Here is a 19,768-nt window from a genome sequence, read left to right as displayed (position 1 = left end):
GTTTTGAAATTAACTTAGCGTTTTTGCGAATTAACAATCTTCCAGTTGTCACCCTCTACAAAAATAAATTGCTGTTCTTTTAGGGAGACAAATGGGATATCATGCTCGAGGGCAAACAAGAGAATATCTTTGTAAAATCCTTTAAATTCGGGATTATCAATATGGGCTAAAGGGACCAGTGGAAATACGTCGAGCCCCTCGTAGGATGTTAAATCTGGAGCTTCCATTTGATCATCAGCGAATTTTACCAATTCGATATGTGGGCCAAGTATAATGGAACCTGCACTCGTTCCCACATAAGGGATACCTGAAGCTATTTTCTGTTTTAAAAAGGCATCAAATCCGGAGCGTCGAACTTCCTGCAGTAAATAGAAGGTATTTCCACCTCCAACCCAAATGATATCACAACCTTCAAAAATGGCATCAAGGTCCTTAGGTGAGAGTACTGCCAAATCTACAGGTCTAACTTGAAAGCCTTCGGCTTCAATCTTTTTAATATTATCCTGAATCCAGGGTGCATTATACCCGGCAGTTGTAATGTAACATACCTGGCGTCCATTCGGTACAAATGGGAGTAATGGGATAATATCATCCATTACAGCTACCGCATTGGATGCGAGATACAGCTTTATTGGTTCTGGCTTAGATATTTCTTCGGATGATAATGATATTTCCTCCACAAAAGGTTCCTGATTTTGAGGCTCGGCAAAAAGGATCATAGAACAACAGAATAATTGCAGGAACAACTTTATATATCCCATAATATGAAAACATTGATATTCTAAATCTACAAAGAAATATCCATACAACAGGCTTGAAACAATTGGTTGTTACGTCTCGAGAGTTCATTCTCTATAAGGTTGATTTTTTGAGTGTAGCTTACTTTGAAGTAAACATCATAATTTAAATGCTTATTCAGACGATTTTATCAAATCCATACTCAGTTCTTTAGCCGTATTTAGAATGTATTTTTTTATAAGCTCAAGCTCCGCTTCCCGCAATCTGTCCGATAAATTGGGCATGCCTTTGTCCAAGTAAATACCACCAAGAACTATATCTTTTATCATGTTGAAAGTCGTCTCATTCGAATAGGCTAAATTGGGTATGGAACCACCGGTCATTCCCACTTCTCCATGACATATCAAACAGTATCTTTCGTAAAGTTCACCACCCATATCCAATTCATTTTGCGTAGCAGTAATGTCTATAGATATAAGCTCTAAAGGTTTGAATTTTTCGAATCCCCCATAGGTCCTTGAGCTATCGGTGCCCAGTTCGAACGTGAATACGGTTCCGGGATTGATTTGCGATGTGGCCTTCTGCCAAAGGGAAGGAATACCACCACCCCAACCAACAGCTATTGATATAAACTGTTTACCATCCACCAAATAGGTAACAGGAGGGGCCACCACACCGGTGGTTAGATTGTACTCCCAAAGCACAGTGCCGTTATGGGCGTCATAGGCTCTGAATTTACCATCTGCCGTTCCCTGAAAGACCAGATCTCCAGCCGTGGTCATCACCCCGCTATTTACAGAAAAGGCGCGATGGTTAATTTCCCATACAGAGGTTTGCTTTATGGGGTCCCATGCCAATAATACCCCTTCATTCATGTTGTCAGGAGCTGTTTCATCCAACCGGGTAGGCAGATCATTCAGCGGTATGGAACCAAGATTGGACCCCTTTTTAACCGGCTTCCAATCTTTGGTATTTCCATAGGTAAACGCATTCAATTGTACAGGAATATAAACAAGTTTGGTCTTATGGTTGTAGGCCATTGGGTGCCAATTGTGTCCACCATTTGGACCCGGAGAAATAACGGCATTTTCTTTTTTGTATCTGCTGAAAGGCATTTCTATGGGTCTTCCTGTGGTCTTATCAATGGCTTCTGCCCAATTGATATAGGTATATTTTTCACCGGAAATGAATGTACCGTTGGTACGATCCAGAACGTAGAAAAATCCATTTTTAGGCGCTTGCATCAGAACATGTCTCATTTCACCATTCAGTTCGATATCAGCCAGGATGATAGGTTGTGTGGCGGTATAATCCCAATGGTCACCGGGTGTGGTTTGATAGTGCCAGATCAAAGTGCCGTCATCAGGATTGATAGCAAGAATAGAGGATAAGAACAGGTTATCGCCTTTACCATCACTTCTGTACAGTCGGTTCCATGGTGAACCGTTACCTGTACCCACATATAACATATTTAAATCTGGATCAAAAACCAGGGCATCCCAGGCCGTACCGCCACCACCGTATTTCCACCATTCACCCGACCATGTTTTTGCCGCCATCTTTAGTGCATCCGACTCAAAAGGCTGCAATGGGTCGCCGGGAACCGTATAAAATCGCCAACGTTGCTCTCCTGTCATGGCATCGTAGGCCGTGATGTAACCGCGAACACCAAATTCGGCCCCGCCATTACCTATAATAACCTGACCCTTTACAATCCTTGGTGCTCCGGTGATACTGTAGTACTTACTTTGATCGACGGTTATGACCTCCCATTGCTTTTTACCGGTTGCGGCATCGAGTGCTATCAATCTCCCATCCAAGGTGCCAAAATAAACCCGACCTTTGTATAAGGCAAGGCCGCGGTTAACAACATCACAGCATAATTTCTCTCCATAGTATTTTGGGACCTCGGGATCGAAAGTCCAAATGAGTGTTCCTGTCCTGGTGTCTATGGCATGGACTTTACTCCATGTACTTGTTAAGAACATAATACCATCGGCAACAAGCGGGGTGGCCTCAATGCCTCTTTTGGTGCCCAGATTAAGTGCCCATTTGAGTTGTAATTGATTGACATTGTCTTTGTTTATTTGAGTCAGTATACTATATCGATCTTCGGCATAATTCCCACCATAGGTCACCCAATTTTCAGGAAAAAGATCGGCATTCATCAAATATTCGTCTGTAATTTGCGAAGTGATTCTACGAATATGCGCTTCGGAGCCCGGCTTAGCAATCTGAGTACACTGAAGACATAGACAGGTTAAAAAAAACAGGGGGATTAATACATTCAGCAATAGGATATAACAGGGTCTCTTTTTTACACGGATCCTTGAGGTTACAGGTGATGCACACATGTCATATTATTTAAATCGTAAATTCAATACATGCAGAGACGGGGAAGTTTCTTTGACCCTATAAGCATTAAAGGCGAAGTGATTTGTGCGCCATAGGACATATTAAATGTAATGAATTTTTAAATACTTTTTTATAAAATAATTATTTTTGAAACGACCAGAAACAAATATTTATGGTATATGACTTTTATGAAACCATGAAGGGTGATATCGTCTTCAATAAATTTGAAGTTGGTAACATTTTATTTGTTGAGTATAAATGTCCTCTGGAACAAGACACCGTGAAGATATGGTCGCAATACGATTATATTATATATATATTGAGTGGTGAAAAAACATGGAGTTCAAATACCCGGCAATGGCGTGTAAAGAAGGGTGAAGCTATATATGTAAAAAAAGGCGCCTCCATTATCAAGCAAAATTTTAAGGAAGATTTTTGTATGCTGGGCATATTCTTTTCTGATGACGTTATTAAGTCCAGTCTAAAAAATGAAATAAAAAATATTCCTATCAAAAATGTTGAAGGAGCTGATACTTTTATCATTGACCGAATTAATATTACTATTGAATTTAAATCTTTTTTTCAATCTTTACTGGGGTATTTTTATGATACCAACAAACCACTTAACAGCTTACTTCAGTTAAAGGCCAAAGAACTTTTGTTAAGCCTGGCCAACAGCAAGGATAATTATAAGATCGCTTCGTATTTAAAGAATACCACCCTCAATGATCTTCCTTCATTACCTAATATTATGGAGTCCAATTTTCATTACAATTTGAGTTTGGAGCAATTCGCAAAGCTTTGCCATAGAAGCAAGTCGAGTTTTAAACGGGATTTTAAAAATCATTACAATTCCAGTCCCGGAAAATGGATTATAGAGCGGCGGTTGAAGAAAGCGGCCGAGCTCATCAAATATAATTCAGATACCATTTCTCAAATAGCATATGATTGTGGGTTTGAAAGTGGTGCCCATTTCAGCAGGGCGTTTAAATCAAAATACGGTAAAACACCTTCATCCTACCGAAAAATAGACTAGAATAACACTCATAATAAGACCTTGGACCTCTCAGTCAAAACATTGGACTTTTCTGAATAATCCAAACCCTGTTTGTTCTATTCCTTTGCATTCAAACTAATAAACAGTTTAATCATGCTTAAGGAAAAAATAGATATTTCATGGGCTGCATTGACGGAGTCTTTAGCAACCGTATTTAAGGAAAATGCAAAATCGAATGACGACAATGGAGGGTTTGTTTTCGACAATTACGAGGTCTTAAAAAAGCATCGTTATTTTTCTGCATTAATACCCAAATCATTAGGAGGGCAGGGTGTAAGCTACAAGGATATGTGCGAATGCATTAAGGTTATTGGCAAATCTTGTGGTTCTACGGCATTGGCATTGTCCATGCACCAACACTTAATTGCAGCCAGTGTTTGGAAATACCATAAGGATGGATCTAATGTGGTTTTACTGAAAAATGTATCTCAACACGAACTCGTGCTCGTAAGCACTGGGGCGAGGGATTGGCTCAACTCCAATGGGAATTTAAAAAAGACCCAAGGGGGTTATCTGTTTACAGCGAAGAAGCATTTTGCCAGTCAGTCCGTTGCAGGTGATCTGGTGATCACAAGTGGTATTTACAGGGATGACAAAAAGGGTGATTTGGTATATCACTTTGGTGTGCCAACAAACTCAGTTGGGGTAACTATTCTAAATGATTGGGATGTTATGGGAATGCGATCTACGGGATCACAAACCCTAGTTTTCGATAAAGTATTCATTCCGGATTCGGCCATTTCGTTACAAAGGCCTCAGGGCGTATATCATGGTGTTTGGAATGTCGTGATACCTGTGGCCATGCCACTTATCATGTCGGCATATGTTGGTATTGCGGAGGGAGCTTTTCATGATGCTATTGGTATTAGTAAAAATTATCCAAGAAATCAGAAGCACCTAAACTATATCGTAGGGAAAGCGTATAACGCACTCATAATGGCCTGGACGCAATGGCAATATATGGTAGAACAGGCTCAGGATCTCCATTTCAGTCCCAACAATAAAAGGACCACCGATATTTTGAGCTTAAAAACGAATGTAACGGAGGCCTGTATATCGACCCTGAACCAATGCATGGATATGATCGGAGGACAAAGTTTTTTTAAGTCCCATGCTATTGAAAGAATGTTCAGAGATGTGCAGGCGGGACATTTTCATCCTTTACCAAAATGGGAGCAATATGATTTTACCGGTCACCAATTGCTGGGAAATTAAAAGAATATTTAAAATCATAAAAATGGAAACCGAAACAAAATACTTTACAAGAGACTATATAGCCTTCTTTGAAGCACTTGAACGCAATAACAATCGAGAATGGTTCATAAAAAATAAATCCATTTACAAACACGATGTGAATGAGCCATTTAATCGCTTTGTAGAGGACATGCTAAAAGCCGTAAAATTTGAAGATCCATCCATCGATATCGAGGTTAGTGATGCCGTGTTCAGGATTCAAAAGGACATGCGATTCAATAGGCATGGCGAACCCTACAAATTGTTTAAGTCAGCATTGATTAGTTCAAAAGGAAGAAAGCGGAGAGATGAACCCGGTTTTTATCTGGAGATGGGATCCAGATACATCAAAATAGCCCTGGGATGTTTCAAGCTTGGTCCGGCTCAAATTAAACAGATTGAATGTCACCTGTATAAGGTGTATGTCCTTACGGAGCGTCCCCGATTTAAAAGCACATTTGGAGCGCTGATTCGAACTCATAACAGTTTGACATTTCAAACCTTAATACCGGTTCACATTATTGACAACGTCGGATTAGACCAACTATTTCTAACGTACTGGCGGATGTCAAAACCGGTAATAGATACTTTTAAAACAATATTAAATAAGTGATTATGAATGCATTTAAAAAAATAAAAAACTCAGCCAACCAATTTGCCATCAACTGGGCAAGGTTTGTAATTAAAAACAAATGGTATGTCTTTGTATCAGCTGTTGCGCTAACCACAGTTTTAGGTCTCCAAGGCGTCATGAAATTTGACGGGGATTACCATGTGTTTTTTAGTAAATCCAATCCTGAATTAGAAGCCTTTGATGCCTTGCAGGAGAAGTATACGAAGGACGATAATGTCATTCTGGTATTATCACCAAAGAATAAAAATGTATTTACAAAAGAAAATTTAACTGCTATTGAGGAATTGACCACGGAAGCCTGGAACACGCCCTATTCTTCGAGAGTTGATGCAATTACAAATTTTCAATACACAAGAGCCGAATATGACGATCTGTATGTCGATGATTTGTCATACGATTCAGCTAATAAGACAGACTCCGAAATAGGGGCCATCAGGGATGTTGCATTAAATGAGCCCATGTTGGTCAGTAGGATTATAAATCCGGAGGGTAGTGTAACGGCCATCAACATTACAGTTAATCTTCCTGGCGAAGATAGTGCCCTGGAAGTACCTGAGGTGATGAATTCCATCAGGAAAATGACCTCTGAATTTCAGAAAAATCATCCACAGTTCCAGATTCATATATCGGGAATGGTGCCTTTAACCACAGCTTTTTTTGAGGCTTCAATGAAGGATATGGCACTGACAGGTATCATGTTACTCATTGTTATTCTGACGACCTTTATTTTGACAAGAAATTTTCAGAGCACCCTTGCCACGCTATTGGTGGTTCTGTTTTCCATTGTTAGTACATTAGGTTTTGTCGGGATAATGGGCATAAAACTAACACCACCGTCATCGGTATTCCCTACCATGATTCTAACCTTGGCGGTTGCCGATAGCATCCATATTTTAATTACCATGCTCCAGAAAATAAGAAAGGATGGCATGGATAGGTATGGTGCCTTAATTGAATCGATGCGTTTAAATTTTATGCCGGTTTTCATAACCAGTCTAACAACGGTTATTGGTTTCCTGACCATGAATTTTGGCGATGTTCCTCCATTTTGGGATTTAGGCAACATAGTGGCCTTTGGTATGACCATGGCCTTCCTGTACTCAACAACAGCATTACCGGCAGTTATGGCAATTCTACCCTTTAAGAAGGTTGAAAAGAGAGATGCCAGTGGGACTTCATGGTTCAATTTCGACTCGTACCTTGGGTTATCAAGTCTAGTAATAAGACAGCCCATTACTGTTGCTGTGATTTCCTTGGCTATTATTGGTGGGCTGACATACTTGTCAACTAAAAACAGTTTTAATGACGAGTTCATCAATTACTTTGATAAAACCGTCCAATTCAGATCCGATACCGATTATATAAGCGATAATTTAACCGGGGTTTATAATGTGGAATATTCTATTGGCAGTGGTGAGAGTGGTGGTATAAATAATCCGGAATATTTAAATAAGCTTAACGATTTTGAGAATTGGTTATACGAGCAACCTGAGGTCATTCATGTGAATGCTTTTAGTGAAGTGGCACGACGCATTAATAAATCGATGCATAGTGACGATGACGCCTTTTACAAGATTCCGGATTCAAGGGAAGAGGCCGCACAGTATCTGCTTTTATATGAACTATCCTTACCATTTGGATTGGATTTAAATAATCAGATTAATGTGGACAAATCCGAAACCAGAGTTACTGTTACCGTTAAAAATTTGGACAGCCCCAGCATGATCGCATTTGCCAGAAGAGGCGAGGATTGGTTAAGGAACAACACACCTGAATACATGCATGCCATTGGGGTGAGCCCGATGCTCATGTTCTCTAAGCTCGGATTCAGGCAGGCGGATAGCATGTTTACCGGAAACATCATAGCACTCGTATTAATTTCTTTGGTGCTCATGCTGGCCTTGAGGAATTTTAAATTAGGCCTGTTGAGTTTAGTGCCAAACGTGGCCCCAGTACTGGTTGGTTTTGGGGTCTGGGCCTTGTACAAGGCCCAGATCAATACAGGAATGGTTATCGTTTTTGGAATGACACTCGGCATCATTGTAGATGATACGGTCCACTTCATGAGTAAATTCCTAAGGGCGAGAAGAGAATATGGTCACAGCCCCCAACGCGCAGTGGAATATGCTTTTCAGACAGTAGGCAAGGCCTTGGTGACTACAACCATAGTATTGCTATCCGGATTTGCGGTACTGTCGACGTCCTCATTCGCCCTAAACAGTTATATGGCAAGAATTACGGTGGTAATCATCATTGCAGCCTTGATCATAGACTTCTTGCTATTGCCTGCACTATTAATATTAACCAGCCCCATAAAAAAAGCCAGGAAAAGATATACCTCGGTATTATTTTACAGATAACAATTAAAAACAAAAGACAATGAAAAATGTATTATTTACAGTAGTTCTATCGCTTGCACTTTATACGGTAAGCCAAGCTCAGGATAGAGGATTGGAGATCGCACAAGCAGCTGAAAAAGCTGATCTGGGATTTAAGAGTTCCGCCTCCAATTTAAAAATGGTTTTAAAGAATAAGAACGGACAGGTTAGTGAACGCGCTTTAGAAGTGAGAACCCTGGAGTTAGTTGAGGATGGTGATAAATCATTGATCATATTTAGCAGTCCCAAGGATGTTAAGGGAACCTCTACCTTAACCTTCACACATAAGAATGGGCCTGACGATCAATGGTTGTATTTGCCTTCGATAAAAAGAGTAAAGCGTATTTCTTCAAACAACAAATCAGGACCTTTTGTGGGAAGCGAATTTGCTTATGAGGATTTATCATCACAGGAAGTGGAGAAATACACCTACAAATTCTTACGGGAAGAGAATAACTACCTGGTGGTTGAACAATATCCCGTCGATCCGAAGTCAGGGTATACCAGGAGAGTAGTTACGTACAACAAGGATGCCGGGTATCGTATTGAGACCATAGCCTTTTATGACAGGAAGAATGCCTTGTTGAAGACCTTAACCTATAGTGGATACAAACTTTATAAAAATAATTTTTGGAGAGCTGCGAAACTTAATATGGTGAATCACCAAAGTAAAAAGGAAACGGTGTTGGAATTTTTAAACTATGATTTTGATGTGAACTTAACAGATGATGATTTCACCCAAAATGCTTTAAGGAGAAATTAGAATCGTACTGATTCGATTTTAAGTTGTTAGTTGATGATAACATTGGGGGCCTTATTAAAGCCCTCGATGTTTAAAATCGGCAACCACATCCGGCTAAAAGGGTAGTTTATACTAGTATGTAAAGGCATAAGGTCATCGTGAGTTAGTATAAAGAACGAAAAAAGTAAAATGATGAAAAAATATATAATATATATTTCAGTAGGCTTGCTTCTGAGTATTGCTAATGCTCAGGATGAAACTATTGACAAAGCACTCAATCATGACTTGGAGCTGGATATTGAATTGGAAAACAGATATTTTTTAGAAGCCCGGGCATTCGATGGTCAAAAGAGATACTATCCGTCGTTGGCATTGAGACCGAAATACACGGTTGAGTGGAAGGACGGAGATCATAGCCTGAATGTAGAAGGATTTGTAAGGTTTGATCGTGATGGTGAAAGGACCCATTTCGATTTTAGGGAATTCTATTATCATAAGATAAAAGGGAACTGGGAATTAAGTATTGGTTTGAAAAAGGTCTTTTGGGGTGTTACAGAGAGTAACCATTTGGTTGATATTATCAATCAAACCGATGCCATTGAAAGTTTTGACGGTGAAGAAAAACTGGGCCAGCCCATGGTACAATTTTCAATCTATACCAATTGGGGCACCTTTGATCTTTTTTATTTGCCATTTCACAGAAAGAGAACTTTACCTGGATCAATAGGCCGATTCAGATTTCCGGTAATTATTAAAGCCGATGAGGTACTTTATGAAAGCGCATCAAAGGAATGGCATCAGGATCTGGCTTTGAGGTACGCCAACAGCATTAACAGTGTTGATTTAGGGTTATCTTATTTTTACGGTACTGGTCGGGAACCTTTTGTTCAGTTTGATGACCAATCGGGTATAATGGCCTTATATCCTGTTATTCATCAGTTTGGCCTGGAATTGCAAATTACCAATAATGCCTTTATGTGGAAACTGGAATCCATTTACAGATCAAATGCGCTTCAGAAGTTTGTCGGGCTCAATACTGGTTTTGAATATACCATTAGCAATATAAAAAGTTCGGGAGTGGATATTGGATTAATATTGGAGTATCTTTATGACGATCGAGGTGATCTCGCATTTAATGCATTACAAAACGATTGTTTTATGGGCTCCAGAATTGCATTTAACGATATGCAGGACACCTCAATCCTATTAGGAGTTATAAGTGATTTGGAAAAAAGCAGTAAAATAATTGGTATTGAGGCCTCAAGGCGATTGGGAAGCACTATGAAGCTTGAATTGGAGGGGCGTCTATTTACTAGTATAGCCGAAAATGAAGTCTTCTTGTCAAATTTTAAAAAGGACAGTTTTCTAGGTCTCACCCTCATTAAATATTTTTAATGATGTATTGGTATTCAGTCTATCCTTAATTTTAGAATAAACAGAGCATTTTGAGAGTTTAACACCATTAACACAAAATCTTATGAAAGATTTAGCACCAAGCATAACAAGACAAAGACTACTCATGGAAGGATATTCAGGAGTTCAAGTGGATAAATCAATAATTGAAACCTATTTTAGAAACATTACTGAGACCCTGAATTTGAGAATGTATGGCCAACCCATCATCTTCTCACCGGGTGGCGAAGGTAAAGAGGAGAATCAGGGGTATGATGCTTTTGTTCCCCTGATTGACTCTGGAATATCATTGTATTACTGGTCGACAGAGGAGTTTTTATCCATCATTATTTATACCTGTAAAGGATTTAATAATGACATCGCCATACAAAGAACCAAATCCTTTTTTGGAATTGATATGATTGAATTCAAATTGTTTTAACGATATATCGAGTAACGATTTTTCAATAGGTTTAAATGATATTGGCATTGATGATTACTGGTTGGGCATACGACCTTTATAAAAGCGGCAAAAATAAAGGAAACCGAAAGGATGAAAAATAATTGTGACGGGCCTGTATAACGAAATAAAGACATAAGATACCAACACCAAATCATGAAACCGCTAAATTCTTAGCGGTTTCATGATTTTATTAAACATATTATGTTTTGAAAAAGCCTTACTCAAAACGAGTAATAATCGATTAAGCTGATTTCTTCGCAATAGATAGATTAATCAGAATGGCCATAAGAACCCAGATAATCCAGGTCTCTCCATGTGACATCTCGTAAGTAGATCCAGCTAATCCTGCTATGCCTAAAATAATATAGACAATGATAGGCGAGAGAATTAAACAAGTTAGAAGGTTGATGATGGTTTTCTTGAAATCCATAAGTCAAAAATTTAATTGGTTAGAAGTAATGTCGTGACTATTAAGGGATGCATCACAATGCATGATTTAGTTTAGTTTCCGTTTAAAGATAGTAAATTTTGTTCTGATGGTTATAAAAGTATTTGATTAGTTAATGAAAGCCGGCTGGAGATGTTCAAAAACAGATCATTTTGAACTTATAAAGGGTTCTTTACAATAGGCGAAGCGTATTCAAAATAATTGAGAGACCCCGATGACTATAATGCCCAATGCACTCACTACATTAAAATATAAAAGGGTGATGGGCTTAGAAAAAAAGCCTGATAATTTACTACCGGCCAGGGCGATGAGCATTTGAACTGATAGACTAGCCAAAAATATAACCAGAGCATGAATAAAAACATTACTATTTTCCTGAGCGGTCAATATACCCGCAAAACCTGAAAACACAATAATGGTTAATGGATTTGCAATGGTAAGTCCATAGGTGGTGATTAATGGGAATTTACATGTTAAGGAATACTTACCCGCTTTTTTATGTTCTTTTTTTCTGAAGGTCGTGTAAATCATCCACAGTCCGAAGATGATAAGGATTAGGGCAGAAACCACAGGAATTATGTCCATATGGTTATTTAATAAAGAAATCAGTACACTGCCGAAAGTAAAAGTAATGATCGCATAAGTAAGATCGGCGGTTGCGGCACCCAATCCGCACAGCGCCCCATTCTTAAATCCACAGTTAATACTCTGATTTAATATGAGAATGGCTATTGGGCCAATGGAGAGTCCCAATGTTAGACCAAATATAAATGTTTGCAAATAAGACATTTTAAGAAGGTGTTACAAAGGCCCATTTGTTTTAAATACACACCCTTGGTTAGAGCTTAATATAAGTATAATTACATAAATCATAATTCGACGCATCATCTTTGGGAGACTACAGAACCGTTTTTCAGATATAAACCATCAATTGCCTGCAACGGCTACCTTAAAAAAAGCACTTTGATTACCGGTTCGGTCAACAGCGGTCAGACCAATGTTTTGAAGTGGCAAATTGTCATTGTCAGAATGCTGAAGCTCGTAAGTTCTTGCACTGCGACTTATAATGAGGTGTTGCCATGGTTTGTCCCTGTATTGATAATACAGTACCCAGCGAAATACGTCCTTATCCTCAGGGTGGTCCCAGGATATGATTTGAGACCCATTTACGCTTCGAATATCAACCAGTGGTTTTTGTGGGGGTACATTGTCTAACCAAGGCGATGGCGGTACTAAGGCATTCTTTCTATAGGGTCCTTTGATTAACCGATCTGCTAAGGTATCCTGTTCTACCAAGGGCCCGATACTCCAGTGAATACTGCCTTTACTCGTGGGCAGCATGCCACGGGTAATCATAATTTGATTTACCGTTTCGTCAGTGCTCAACCCTTCCTTACGACTTTGTAATCGAATCCCCGGCCAGAGATGTCGCTGCTTTCGATTCTGATTCTCCCACCACCCCAAAAGCACGGGAAAACTTTGCCCTAAAGCACTGATTTTCCAATACAATTGCGGGGCGAAATAGTCTACCCATCCCTCCTGAAGCCAAAGTCGAGCATCGGCATACAACTGTTCGTATTGATCATAACCCTGTATGGACTCAGGATATCCCGGTCGCCAAATGCCAAAAGGACTGATGCCGAATTTCACATGGGGCTTAATGGCTTTTATCTCGGTGTATACCTGTTTTATAAATCGGTTCACGTGATCACGTCTCCAATCTCCCCTAGACATACCTTCTTCCGAATTTCGATAAGACTCCCAGCTTCGTGTATCCGGAAAGTCTTTACCTTTATTGTAGGAGTCGTAGGGGTAAAAATAATCATCGAAATGGATGCCATCAATATCGTAACGGCGGACAATATCCATAACCACAGCAAGGGATCGCTCCTGAGTTCCTTTTAAGGATGGATCCATCCAGTACATCCCATTTTCCAGTTTAACCACTAATTCAGGATGTGTTTTTATAATGGATTGCTCACTTATTTCACCGCCGGTGGTATGATGCGCCCGGTAAGGATTCAACCAGGCATGCAATTCCAATCCTCTCTCATGGGCAGCCCTGATCCAAAACGCTAAAGGATCATAAAAAGGTTTGGGCGGTTCACCCTGTATCCCTGTGAGATAATAGGACCAGGGTTCATACATGCTCTCATATAGCGCATCGGCCTGGGGCCGTACCTGAAGGATAACAGCATTAAAGTGGTGGTTTTTTAAACGCTCTAAGAGCTTTATGGCTTCGTCTTGTTGTTCTTCAACTGGTAATCCCGGTTTACTTGGCCAATTGATATTAGCGACTGTAGCTACCCATGCCGCTCTGAATTCCGAAATGTTGTAGGGTGTTTCAGGGTTCCATGGGACGAATTGATCTCGATCTACTGTTTTTTCAGGAGCTGTGGGGGTAATTTCTTTTGAGGAATGACACCCAACGCCTAAAAAGATCATCAGGATGAACGTTAAAAGTGACGTATTTTGGATCGTGAGAACTTGGATCGTTTTAACTCTCCTATAAAACATTTTTATCCTCATTGGTTTCAAAAATTTCACTGAAATCATCATATGGACTGAAGCAACTTTTCCAATGTTTTCTCGGCATCTTCAATTTCACCCATAAATATGAGTTCACCTTCTGTATTCAAAATCATAACTGTTGGATATTTGTAAACACCCAGACGATCCAATACCTGTTGACTTCCTTTTAACACAGGAAAGGAGTACCCTCTCTCCTCTATACTTTTAAATAAAGCGCCTGGTTTATCGGATTTCATCGGGCGGTTCACTGCGTAAAGAACAATATTTGGGTTGGATTTATAGGTGTCGTAAAGACGTTGCAATTCAGGAAACTTTTTCCAACAGGGGCCGCAGTTAATAAACCAAAAATCAAAAAGCACCAGCTTTCCTTTCAGGGATGTATTCGTGATCAGCTCATCATCCATATCTGTAAATTCAAAATCTCCCACCTTTTCTGCAGGAATGTTACCGGTCCAGTTACCGTATTCAACACGGTGAAACCATAAATTGTAAACCCCGACAGCCATAATTGCCGGGAATATCGCCAGAACCATAGCTACAATAATTCGGTTTTTCGTTCTTATGTACCATAAAAAACCCGATAAAACCCCGAGAACCCATGAGATATAAAAGGGAAGTACTTTATAGGTAAATCTGATCGTGGCACCATCTAGGTTCAATATGATTAATAAAATGAGAACTACTGATAGGGTTATGATAACTCCGGAAAAACCTATTCTTTGTTTAAAGGCTTTTAAACTTAACCAGGTTATTAGGAAGAGAACCAAATAAATAAGTAGCATACTAATACCTTTATTCGAACCTATGGTTTTCGAGAATGCACCCTGTGAAATTCCAAATATGAACATGGTGCTAACAGCGGTGAATAGAAAAATGACCAAAATGGCAAGGAATTGAAGGATTCTGTGTTTCATATTGGCATGTGTTTTTAAGTTATGCAATACCTCCAAATATTCGGAAGGGATGCAAGCAGGTAACTGTTCAAAGCGCTGTATCCGTATGACATTAGAATGGCGACGGCAAAAACAGCATTTATAGTACGATTACTCATGTAATATACATAAAATTATGTCTTGAAAATTATACTTAACTTTAATGTAATTTATAGGAAGCCCTTAAAAATAAACCTATGGCTAGAGAAAAATGCGCAGGCTGTTTTGGTTCCGGACGCGGGGTTAATGGTGGTCCCTGTACGTTTTGCAGTGGTATGGGAACCATTTGGGTTCCTGATAAAGTCTCCTATTCGGGGCGTAATCGTGTTGGTCAAGGAGGTTCTGGAAGTAAAGGTTCATCCTGGTTTGATAATGCCTTTGAAGATAATTTAGCCAGCGTCATCATGTTTATCATATGGGGATTCGGCATGTATCATGCTATTGAAACTACAGCATATGAGTGGTATGTCCCCATGATAATTGCCTTTGTAGTGGGTATTGTAGCCTATAAATTGGTTGCAGGTCCGTTGAGACCGATTGCAACCATTCTTAAATACCTTTTCTATTTGGGTTTATTGGCATTTTTTGTCTACGGAATATACATCGTTGTATCCATGATCATATAGGTTATAAATACCCGACCATCCCGGCCATTATCGTTAAATAATAAAGTTTTCATTTGGAATGAGGTTGTTTCATGCGAACACATAAACCTTGCTTCTTTCAAAGGACTTGATAGAACAGGTGGTTTTTTTTAAATTCGTTGTATGTGTTACGCCACCTCCCTGCGAAAACAAAGAGAGGCTATCGAACAAAAACGATTCGGTAACCTTAAGATCAGATTTAAAGCGCCTTCCGAATACAGGCCTTACTACCATTTAAATGGGTTTACCCATGGCAAGCTCTATATAATTAAAATGGACGAACCTGAATTCATTTATCCTGCCATTTGGGGGCTTGTACCCCAATGGGGTGCTCACGATCCTGAGACCTTTTTTAAAAAAAGTAATACCCTCAACGCCCGATCCGAAAGTATTTTTGAAAAAGCATCCTTTAAGGATAGCGCTGAGGATAAGCGCTGTTTAGTTCTGGCAGATGGATTTTTTGAACCGCATCATGAGAACGGGGTGTCCATTCCATATTTCTGTTATCAACCCTCCGAGGTATATCCTGAAGGTGATCTGTTCCTGTTTGCCGGACTTTATAATGAATTGGATGATGCTCGGATAACGACTACAATTTTAACGGTTGAGGCCAACGCCTTTTTTGCCGAGATACACAATAAAAGAAAACGCATGCCCTTAGTCCTGGCTGAAGATCTTTATGAAGATTGGTTGGATGAAGGACAGTCGCAACCGCAATTGAATGAATTGATAGCCACAGGTTTCACAACCCAGGAATTTCAGGCCCATCCGGTAACGCGGGATTTATATAAAAGAGGTATTGATACCAACACACCTGAATTTGTCAAGGCGGTTGATAAAGGCACCTTATTCTAGTTGAGTGCCATTAAATAAGATTTTACCGCTTCGACCGTCTTTTTGGAATTGCCTATAAAAATGTGGTTATCAATTATAAACACAGGCCTGCTTAAAAAGGTATAATGTTCCAGTATATAATGTTTATAATCACGTTCGCTTAAGTCCTGATGCTTTAGATCCATTTCTTTATATAGTTTAGCCCGTTTACTGAACAGGGCTTCGTAACTGCCGCTAAGCGCCTTCATTTCCTCTAACTGTTTAACAGTTATCGGTTCGTTCTTGATATCCTGTAATATAAAATCAGCTGATAGGTTCAACCCTTTTAATATGCGCATACAGGTGTTACAGGTTTTTAAATAATATACTTTTTTCATAGGATCTTGAGTTTATAAACAGCAAATTAAAACTATATTTATCGGAAAATTAAATGAAATGGATTTTGTCTTTCAAGTTTTAAACAATACGCGCGATATATTTAAAGGAATTATTGAGAATAACACCTTGGAGGATTTAAATAGAATCCCAGAAGGGTTCAATAATAATATTATTTGGAATATTGCACATGTTTTGGTGTCTGAACAATTATTGACCTATAGATTATCGGGTTTGGAACCCCATATTTCGGACGATTTAATTGACAGGTATAGAAAGGGCAGTGCGCCTCATGCCGCCTTAACAGAATCTGAGGTCGATGAGATAAAGGCCTTGTTGAGTCCCACTATACAGAAGACGAAAGCCCATTACGATCAGGGCATTTTTAAAGACTACAAACCATATACGGTTTCCACAACGGGAAACACCTTACATAATATCGATGAAGCCCTGCAGTTTGTCGCAGTACATGAAGGTTTACACTATGGGTACATTATGGCGCTTTTGAAAGCCATTAAACATTAAATATCATTCGAAACTTTTAATCCAGGTAGTAGATATAACCAAAGTTCAGCCAAATGAGCCAATCGTTAAATTTATTATAGCTCAGCTTATGGTTAAAGCCGTCCACCCAATCGTTAAAGTAAAGTTGCCATCGTAAATCCAAAAGAAGGTCCGACAAAACACCAATTTTATAACGTACCCCAACACTGGTTACCAGCGACCAATCGGAAATCGGGCTGGTATCAATCGGATATTGGCGTTCACTTTCAGGTACCCCTGCCGGAAGTGGTGGAAGAAAACGAGGTTCTTCATACCAATAGGAATATATATTACTGCCATTAAAGACATCACCATCGGCGTAGGTCGTACTGGCCTGTGGTGATGAGGCAGTATAGTGAATCCCTAAACTCACATAGGGCGCAAGCAAATAACTAAAGGCTTGGAAAGATCGAATACTTCTCGGGAAATACTCGATTTGAGTCCCGATATCAAAATTTTCAGCAACGCCACTGTGCGCCCGAAGTTTATCAGCATTTGCAGAGGTATAAATAGGTCTGACCCATTCCCCATGATGGTCCAAATTGGTATAGTTCCAGGAAATCTCATTGCGCAGCTTAAAATGATCGTTAAAGTACGTGTCCGTGGAATAGCAATTGCAATCGGCCCGATAGGCGAAATTAATATAATGTACAATGCCGATTCCAATTCCGGAGTTTCCCAGGTTGGTGGCCTCATCAAAACGGCTGCCAAAATCAGCCCTAAATTCAACAGGCCCTGCAATAACCCCAATTTCATGCGAAAATCCTAGCTGAGAATAGCTTATTTTACCAAAAGCAATGAAGAGAAAGGCAGTTAATAAGTGTCTTAGGCTAGGCATAAATTTGGCATTGCTTTTTGGGGAATTACATAAGCAAATATATGAAAACCCGTCTAACATTCAAATGTTTATAAAACAGCGGAGGGAGGCACAATAAAATATATTACGAATATCAAAAAAAAACAGTGTAATTTTTAAAGATAACGTATATTTGCGCAGTAAAATTATGTATTTAATAATTTTTAATCAATTTTAGAGACACTTCTTCGAAGTAAGACCAGTTAAAAGCATTAAAGTAAACAGATGAAAGAAATCATTGATGAGTTTTTAGATCTTGTAAGACAACGAAATGGTCAGGAACCAGAATTTTTACAAGCGGTAGAGGAGGTTGCCGAAACGGTAATTCCTTACATTGTTCAGCATGACATTTATTACGGCAAAAACATTCTGCTTAGAATGGTAGAGCCGGAACGTGTTATCAGTTTTAGGGTGTGTTGGGTTGATGATGACGGTGAGATTCAGGTGAACAGAGGTTACAGAGTGCAAATGAATTCAGCTATTGGGCCTTATAAAGGGGGGTTGCGATTTCATCCGACCGTCAATTTAAGCATCCTGAAGTTTTTGGCCTTTGAACAAGTGTTCAAAAATAGCCTGACTACCCTACCTATGGGAGGGGGTAAAGGAGGAAGCGATTTCGATCCTAAAGGGAAAAGCGATAATGAGATCATGCGCTTTTGCCATGCTTTCATGAGTGAACTGTTCAGGCATATTGGCGCGAATACGGATATCCCTGCCGGAGATATAGGGGTAGGTTCACGTGAAATAGGCTTCCTATTCGGGATGTACAAAAAATTACGCAATGAATTCACAGGGGTGTTAACCGGGAAAGGCATGTCTTGGGGAGGCTCATTAATCAGACCGGAAGCTACAGGTTATGGCACCGTTTATTTTGCCCAAAATATGTTAGAAGTAAAAGGGGATGATTTTGAAGGCAAGCGAGTGATTATCTCAGGTTCCGGAAATGTCGCCCAGTTTGCAGCTGAAAAGGCATTGCAGTTGGGGGCAAAGGTATTGACTTTATCCGATTCTTCAGGCTACATTTATGATGAAGATGGCATAGATCAGGACAAATTAAAATTTGTGATGCATTTGAAGAATGAAAAAAGAGGTAGGATTAGCGAATACGTTGAAAAATACCCTAATGCCAAGTTTGTAAAAGGTGAAACACCCTGGGGTATAGCCTGCGATATAGCCCTGCCATGTGCAACGCAAAATGAACTCAATGAAGCAGATGCCAAAACCCTTATAAAGAACGGTTGTATTTGTGTAAGTGAGGGTGCTAATATGCCTTCCACCAAAGAAGCCATTCACGTGTTCCATGATGCTAAAATTTTATTCGCCCCGGGAAAGGCATCCAATGCTGGTGGTGTGGCCACCTCTGGATTAGAAATGACTCAGAATTCTTTGAGATATAAATGGACAAGGGAGGAAGTAGATAAGAAACTAAGAGAGATCATGGCCGATATTCACCAATCCTGTATAGAGTATGGAACCAGAGAAGATGGTTACATAGACTATGTTAAAGGGGCGAATATTGCCGGCTTTGTGAAAGTGGCGGATGCCATGTTGGCTCAGGGAATCGTATAGATTCATACATATTCAAAGTTTGAAGGCTTCCTATAATCAGGGA

Annotated in this window: 18 protein-coding genes; 11 read left to right on the top strand and 7 right to left on the bottom strand. The window is 39.6% G+C overall.

Annotated elements, in window-relative coordinates:
- Positions 1–14: 14 nt before the first annotated feature.
- Complete coding sequence (locus tag MR041_RS03625) at positions 15–761, bottom strand: Type 1 glutamine amidotransferase-like domain-containing protein (RefSeq protein WP_242092223.1); 747 nt, start codon at positions 759–761, stop codon at positions 15–17.
- Between the two features lie 150 nt (positions 762–911).
- A complete protein-coding gene (locus MR041_RS03620; RefSeq protein WP_242092222.1) occupies positions 912–3,092 on the bottom strand; it encodes a PQQ-dependent dehydrogenase, methanol/ethanol family in 2,181 nt (726 codons plus the stop codon).
- 173 nt (positions 3,093–3,265) lie between these two features.
- Between MR041_RS03620 and MR041_RS03615 the strand changes: the two genes are divergently transcribed.
- The 7 genes from MR041_RS03615 to MR041_RS03585 all read left to right on the top strand — a co-directional run bounded on the left by MR041_RS03615 (position 3,266) and on the right by MR041_RS03585 (position 10,971).
- On the top strand, positions 3,266–4,129 hold the full coding sequence (locus tag MR041_RS03615; protein WP_242092221.1) for a helix-turn-helix domain-containing protein: 864 nt from the start codon (positions 3,266–3,268) through the stop codon (positions 4,127–4,129).
- Between the two features lie 114 nt (positions 4,130–4,243).
- Positions 4,244–5,365 carry an acyl-CoA dehydrogenase family protein gene (locus MR041_RS03610; protein WP_242092220.1) on the top strand — a complete coding sequence of 374 codons (1,122 nt, stop codon included), beginning with the start codon at positions 4,244–4,246 and terminating at the stop codon, positions 5,363–5,365.
- A 22-nt stretch (positions 5,366–5,387) separates the two neighbouring features.
- Complete coding sequence (locus tag MR041_RS03605; RefSeq protein WP_242092219.1) at positions 5,388–5,996, top strand: DUF2461 family protein; 609 nt, start codon at positions 5,388–5,390, stop codon at positions 5,994–5,996.
- Positions 5,997–5,998: 2 nt separating this feature from the next.
- Positions 5,999–8,377 carry an efflux RND transporter permease subunit gene (locus MR041_RS03600; RefSeq protein WP_242092218.1) on the top strand — a complete coding sequence of 793 codons (2,379 nt, stop codon included), beginning with the start codon at positions 5,999–6,001 and terminating at the stop codon, positions 8,375–8,377.
- A gap of 19 nt (positions 8,378–8,396) precedes the next feature.
- The gene (locus MR041_RS03595) at positions 8,397–9,158 is read left to right on the top strand and encodes an outer membrane lipoprotein-sorting protein (RefSeq protein WP_242092217.1); all 762 of its coding nucleotides are present in this window, start codon (positions 8,397–8,399) and stop codon (positions 9,156–9,158) included.
- Positions 9,159–9,329: 171 nt separating this feature from the next.
- A complete protein-coding gene (locus MR041_RS03590) occupies positions 9,330–10,532 on the top strand; it encodes a hypothetical protein (RefSeq protein ID WP_242092216.1) in 1,203 nt (400 codons plus the stop codon).
- Positions 10,533–10,614: 82 nt separating this feature from the next.
- Positions 10,615–10,971 carry a hypothetical protein gene (locus tag MR041_RS03585; RefSeq protein WP_242092215.1) on the top strand — a complete coding sequence of 119 codons (357 nt, stop codon included), beginning with the start codon at positions 10,615–10,617 and terminating at the stop codon, positions 10,969–10,971.
- 661 nt (positions 10,972–11,632) lie between these two features.
- On the opposite strand, the gene MR041_RS03580 is transcribed toward MR041_RS03585, so the two are convergent.
- The 3 genes from MR041_RS03580 to MR041_RS03570 form a co-directional block, all read right to left on the bottom strand.
- Positions 11,633–12,220, bottom strand: coding sequence for a LysE family translocator (locus tag MR041_RS03580; RefSeq protein ID WP_242092214.1), 588 nt, complete (start codon positions 12,218–12,220; stop codon positions 11,633–11,635).
- A gap of 147 nt (positions 12,221–12,367) precedes the next feature.
- Positions 12,368–13,885, bottom strand: a complete 1,518-nt coding sequence (locus MR041_RS03575; protein WP_242092213.1) for a glycoside hydrolase family 10-like protein — start codon at positions 13,883–13,885, stop codon at positions 12,368–12,370.
- Positions 13,886–13,995: 110 nt separating this feature from the next.
- Positions 13,996–14,886 (bottom strand): peroxiredoxin family protein, encoded by an 891-nt coding sequence (locus MR041_RS03570; RefSeq protein WP_242092212.1) that lies wholly within the window; start codon positions 14,884–14,886, stop codon positions 13,996–13,998.
- A gap of 215 nt (positions 14,887–15,101) precedes the next feature.
- Between MR041_RS03570 and MR041_RS03565 the strand changes: the two genes are divergently transcribed.
- On the top strand, positions 15,102–15,530 hold the full coding sequence (locus tag MR041_RS03565) for a hypothetical protein (RefSeq protein ID WP_242092211.1): 429 nt from the start codon (positions 15,102–15,104) through the stop codon (positions 15,528–15,530).
- A 141-nt stretch (positions 15,531–15,671) separates the two neighbouring features.
- Positions 15,672–16,403, top strand: a complete 732-nt coding sequence (locus tag MR041_RS03560; protein ID WP_242092210.1) for an SOS response-associated peptidase — start codon at positions 15,672–15,674, stop codon at positions 16,401–16,403.
- On the opposite strand, the gene MR041_RS03555 is transcribed toward MR041_RS03560, so the two are convergent.
- Positions 16,400–16,759 carry an arsenate reductase family protein gene (locus MR041_RS03555; RefSeq protein ID WP_242092209.1) on the bottom strand — a complete coding sequence of 120 codons (360 nt, stop codon included), beginning with the start codon at positions 16,757–16,759 and terminating at the stop codon, positions 16,400–16,402. The genes MR041_RS03560 and MR041_RS03555 overlap by 4 nt on opposite strands.
- A gap of 58 nt (positions 16,760–16,817) precedes the next feature.
- Between MR041_RS03555 and MR041_RS03550 the strand changes: the two genes are divergently transcribed.
- The gene (locus MR041_RS03550; RefSeq protein ID WP_242092208.1) at positions 16,818–17,282 is read left to right on the top strand and encodes a DinB family protein; all 465 of its coding nucleotides are present in this window, start codon (positions 16,818–16,820) and stop codon (positions 17,280–17,282) included.
- Between the two features lie 16 nt (positions 17,283–17,298).
- On the opposite strand, the gene MR041_RS03545 is transcribed toward MR041_RS03550, so the two are convergent.
- Positions 17,299–18,138 carry a THC0290_0291 family protein gene (locus MR041_RS03545; RefSeq protein ID WP_242092207.1) on the bottom strand — a complete coding sequence of 280 codons (840 nt, stop codon included), beginning with the start codon at positions 18,136–18,138 and terminating at the stop codon, positions 17,299–17,301.
- 243 nt (positions 18,139–18,381) lie between these two features.
- Here MR041_RS03545 and gdhA point away from each other — a divergent pair, with 243 nt between their 5' ends.
- On the top strand, positions 18,382–19,725 hold the full coding sequence (gene gdhA / locus MR041_RS03540) for an NADP-specific glutamate dehydrogenase (protein WP_242092206.1): 1,344 nt from the start codon (positions 18,382–18,384) through the stop codon (positions 19,723–19,725).
- Positions 19,726–19,768 lie beyond the last annotated feature (43 nt).

Source organism: Aestuariivivens sediminicola (assembly GCF_022662015.1).
In the GTDB taxonomy this organism is placed as follows: Bacteria; Bacteroidota; Bacteroidia; order Flavobacteriales; family Flavobacteriaceae; genus Aestuariivivens; species Aestuariivivens sediminicola.
Note: the sequence above shows the minus strand (reverse complement) of the source record. Positions and strands in the feature narration are given on the sequence as shown.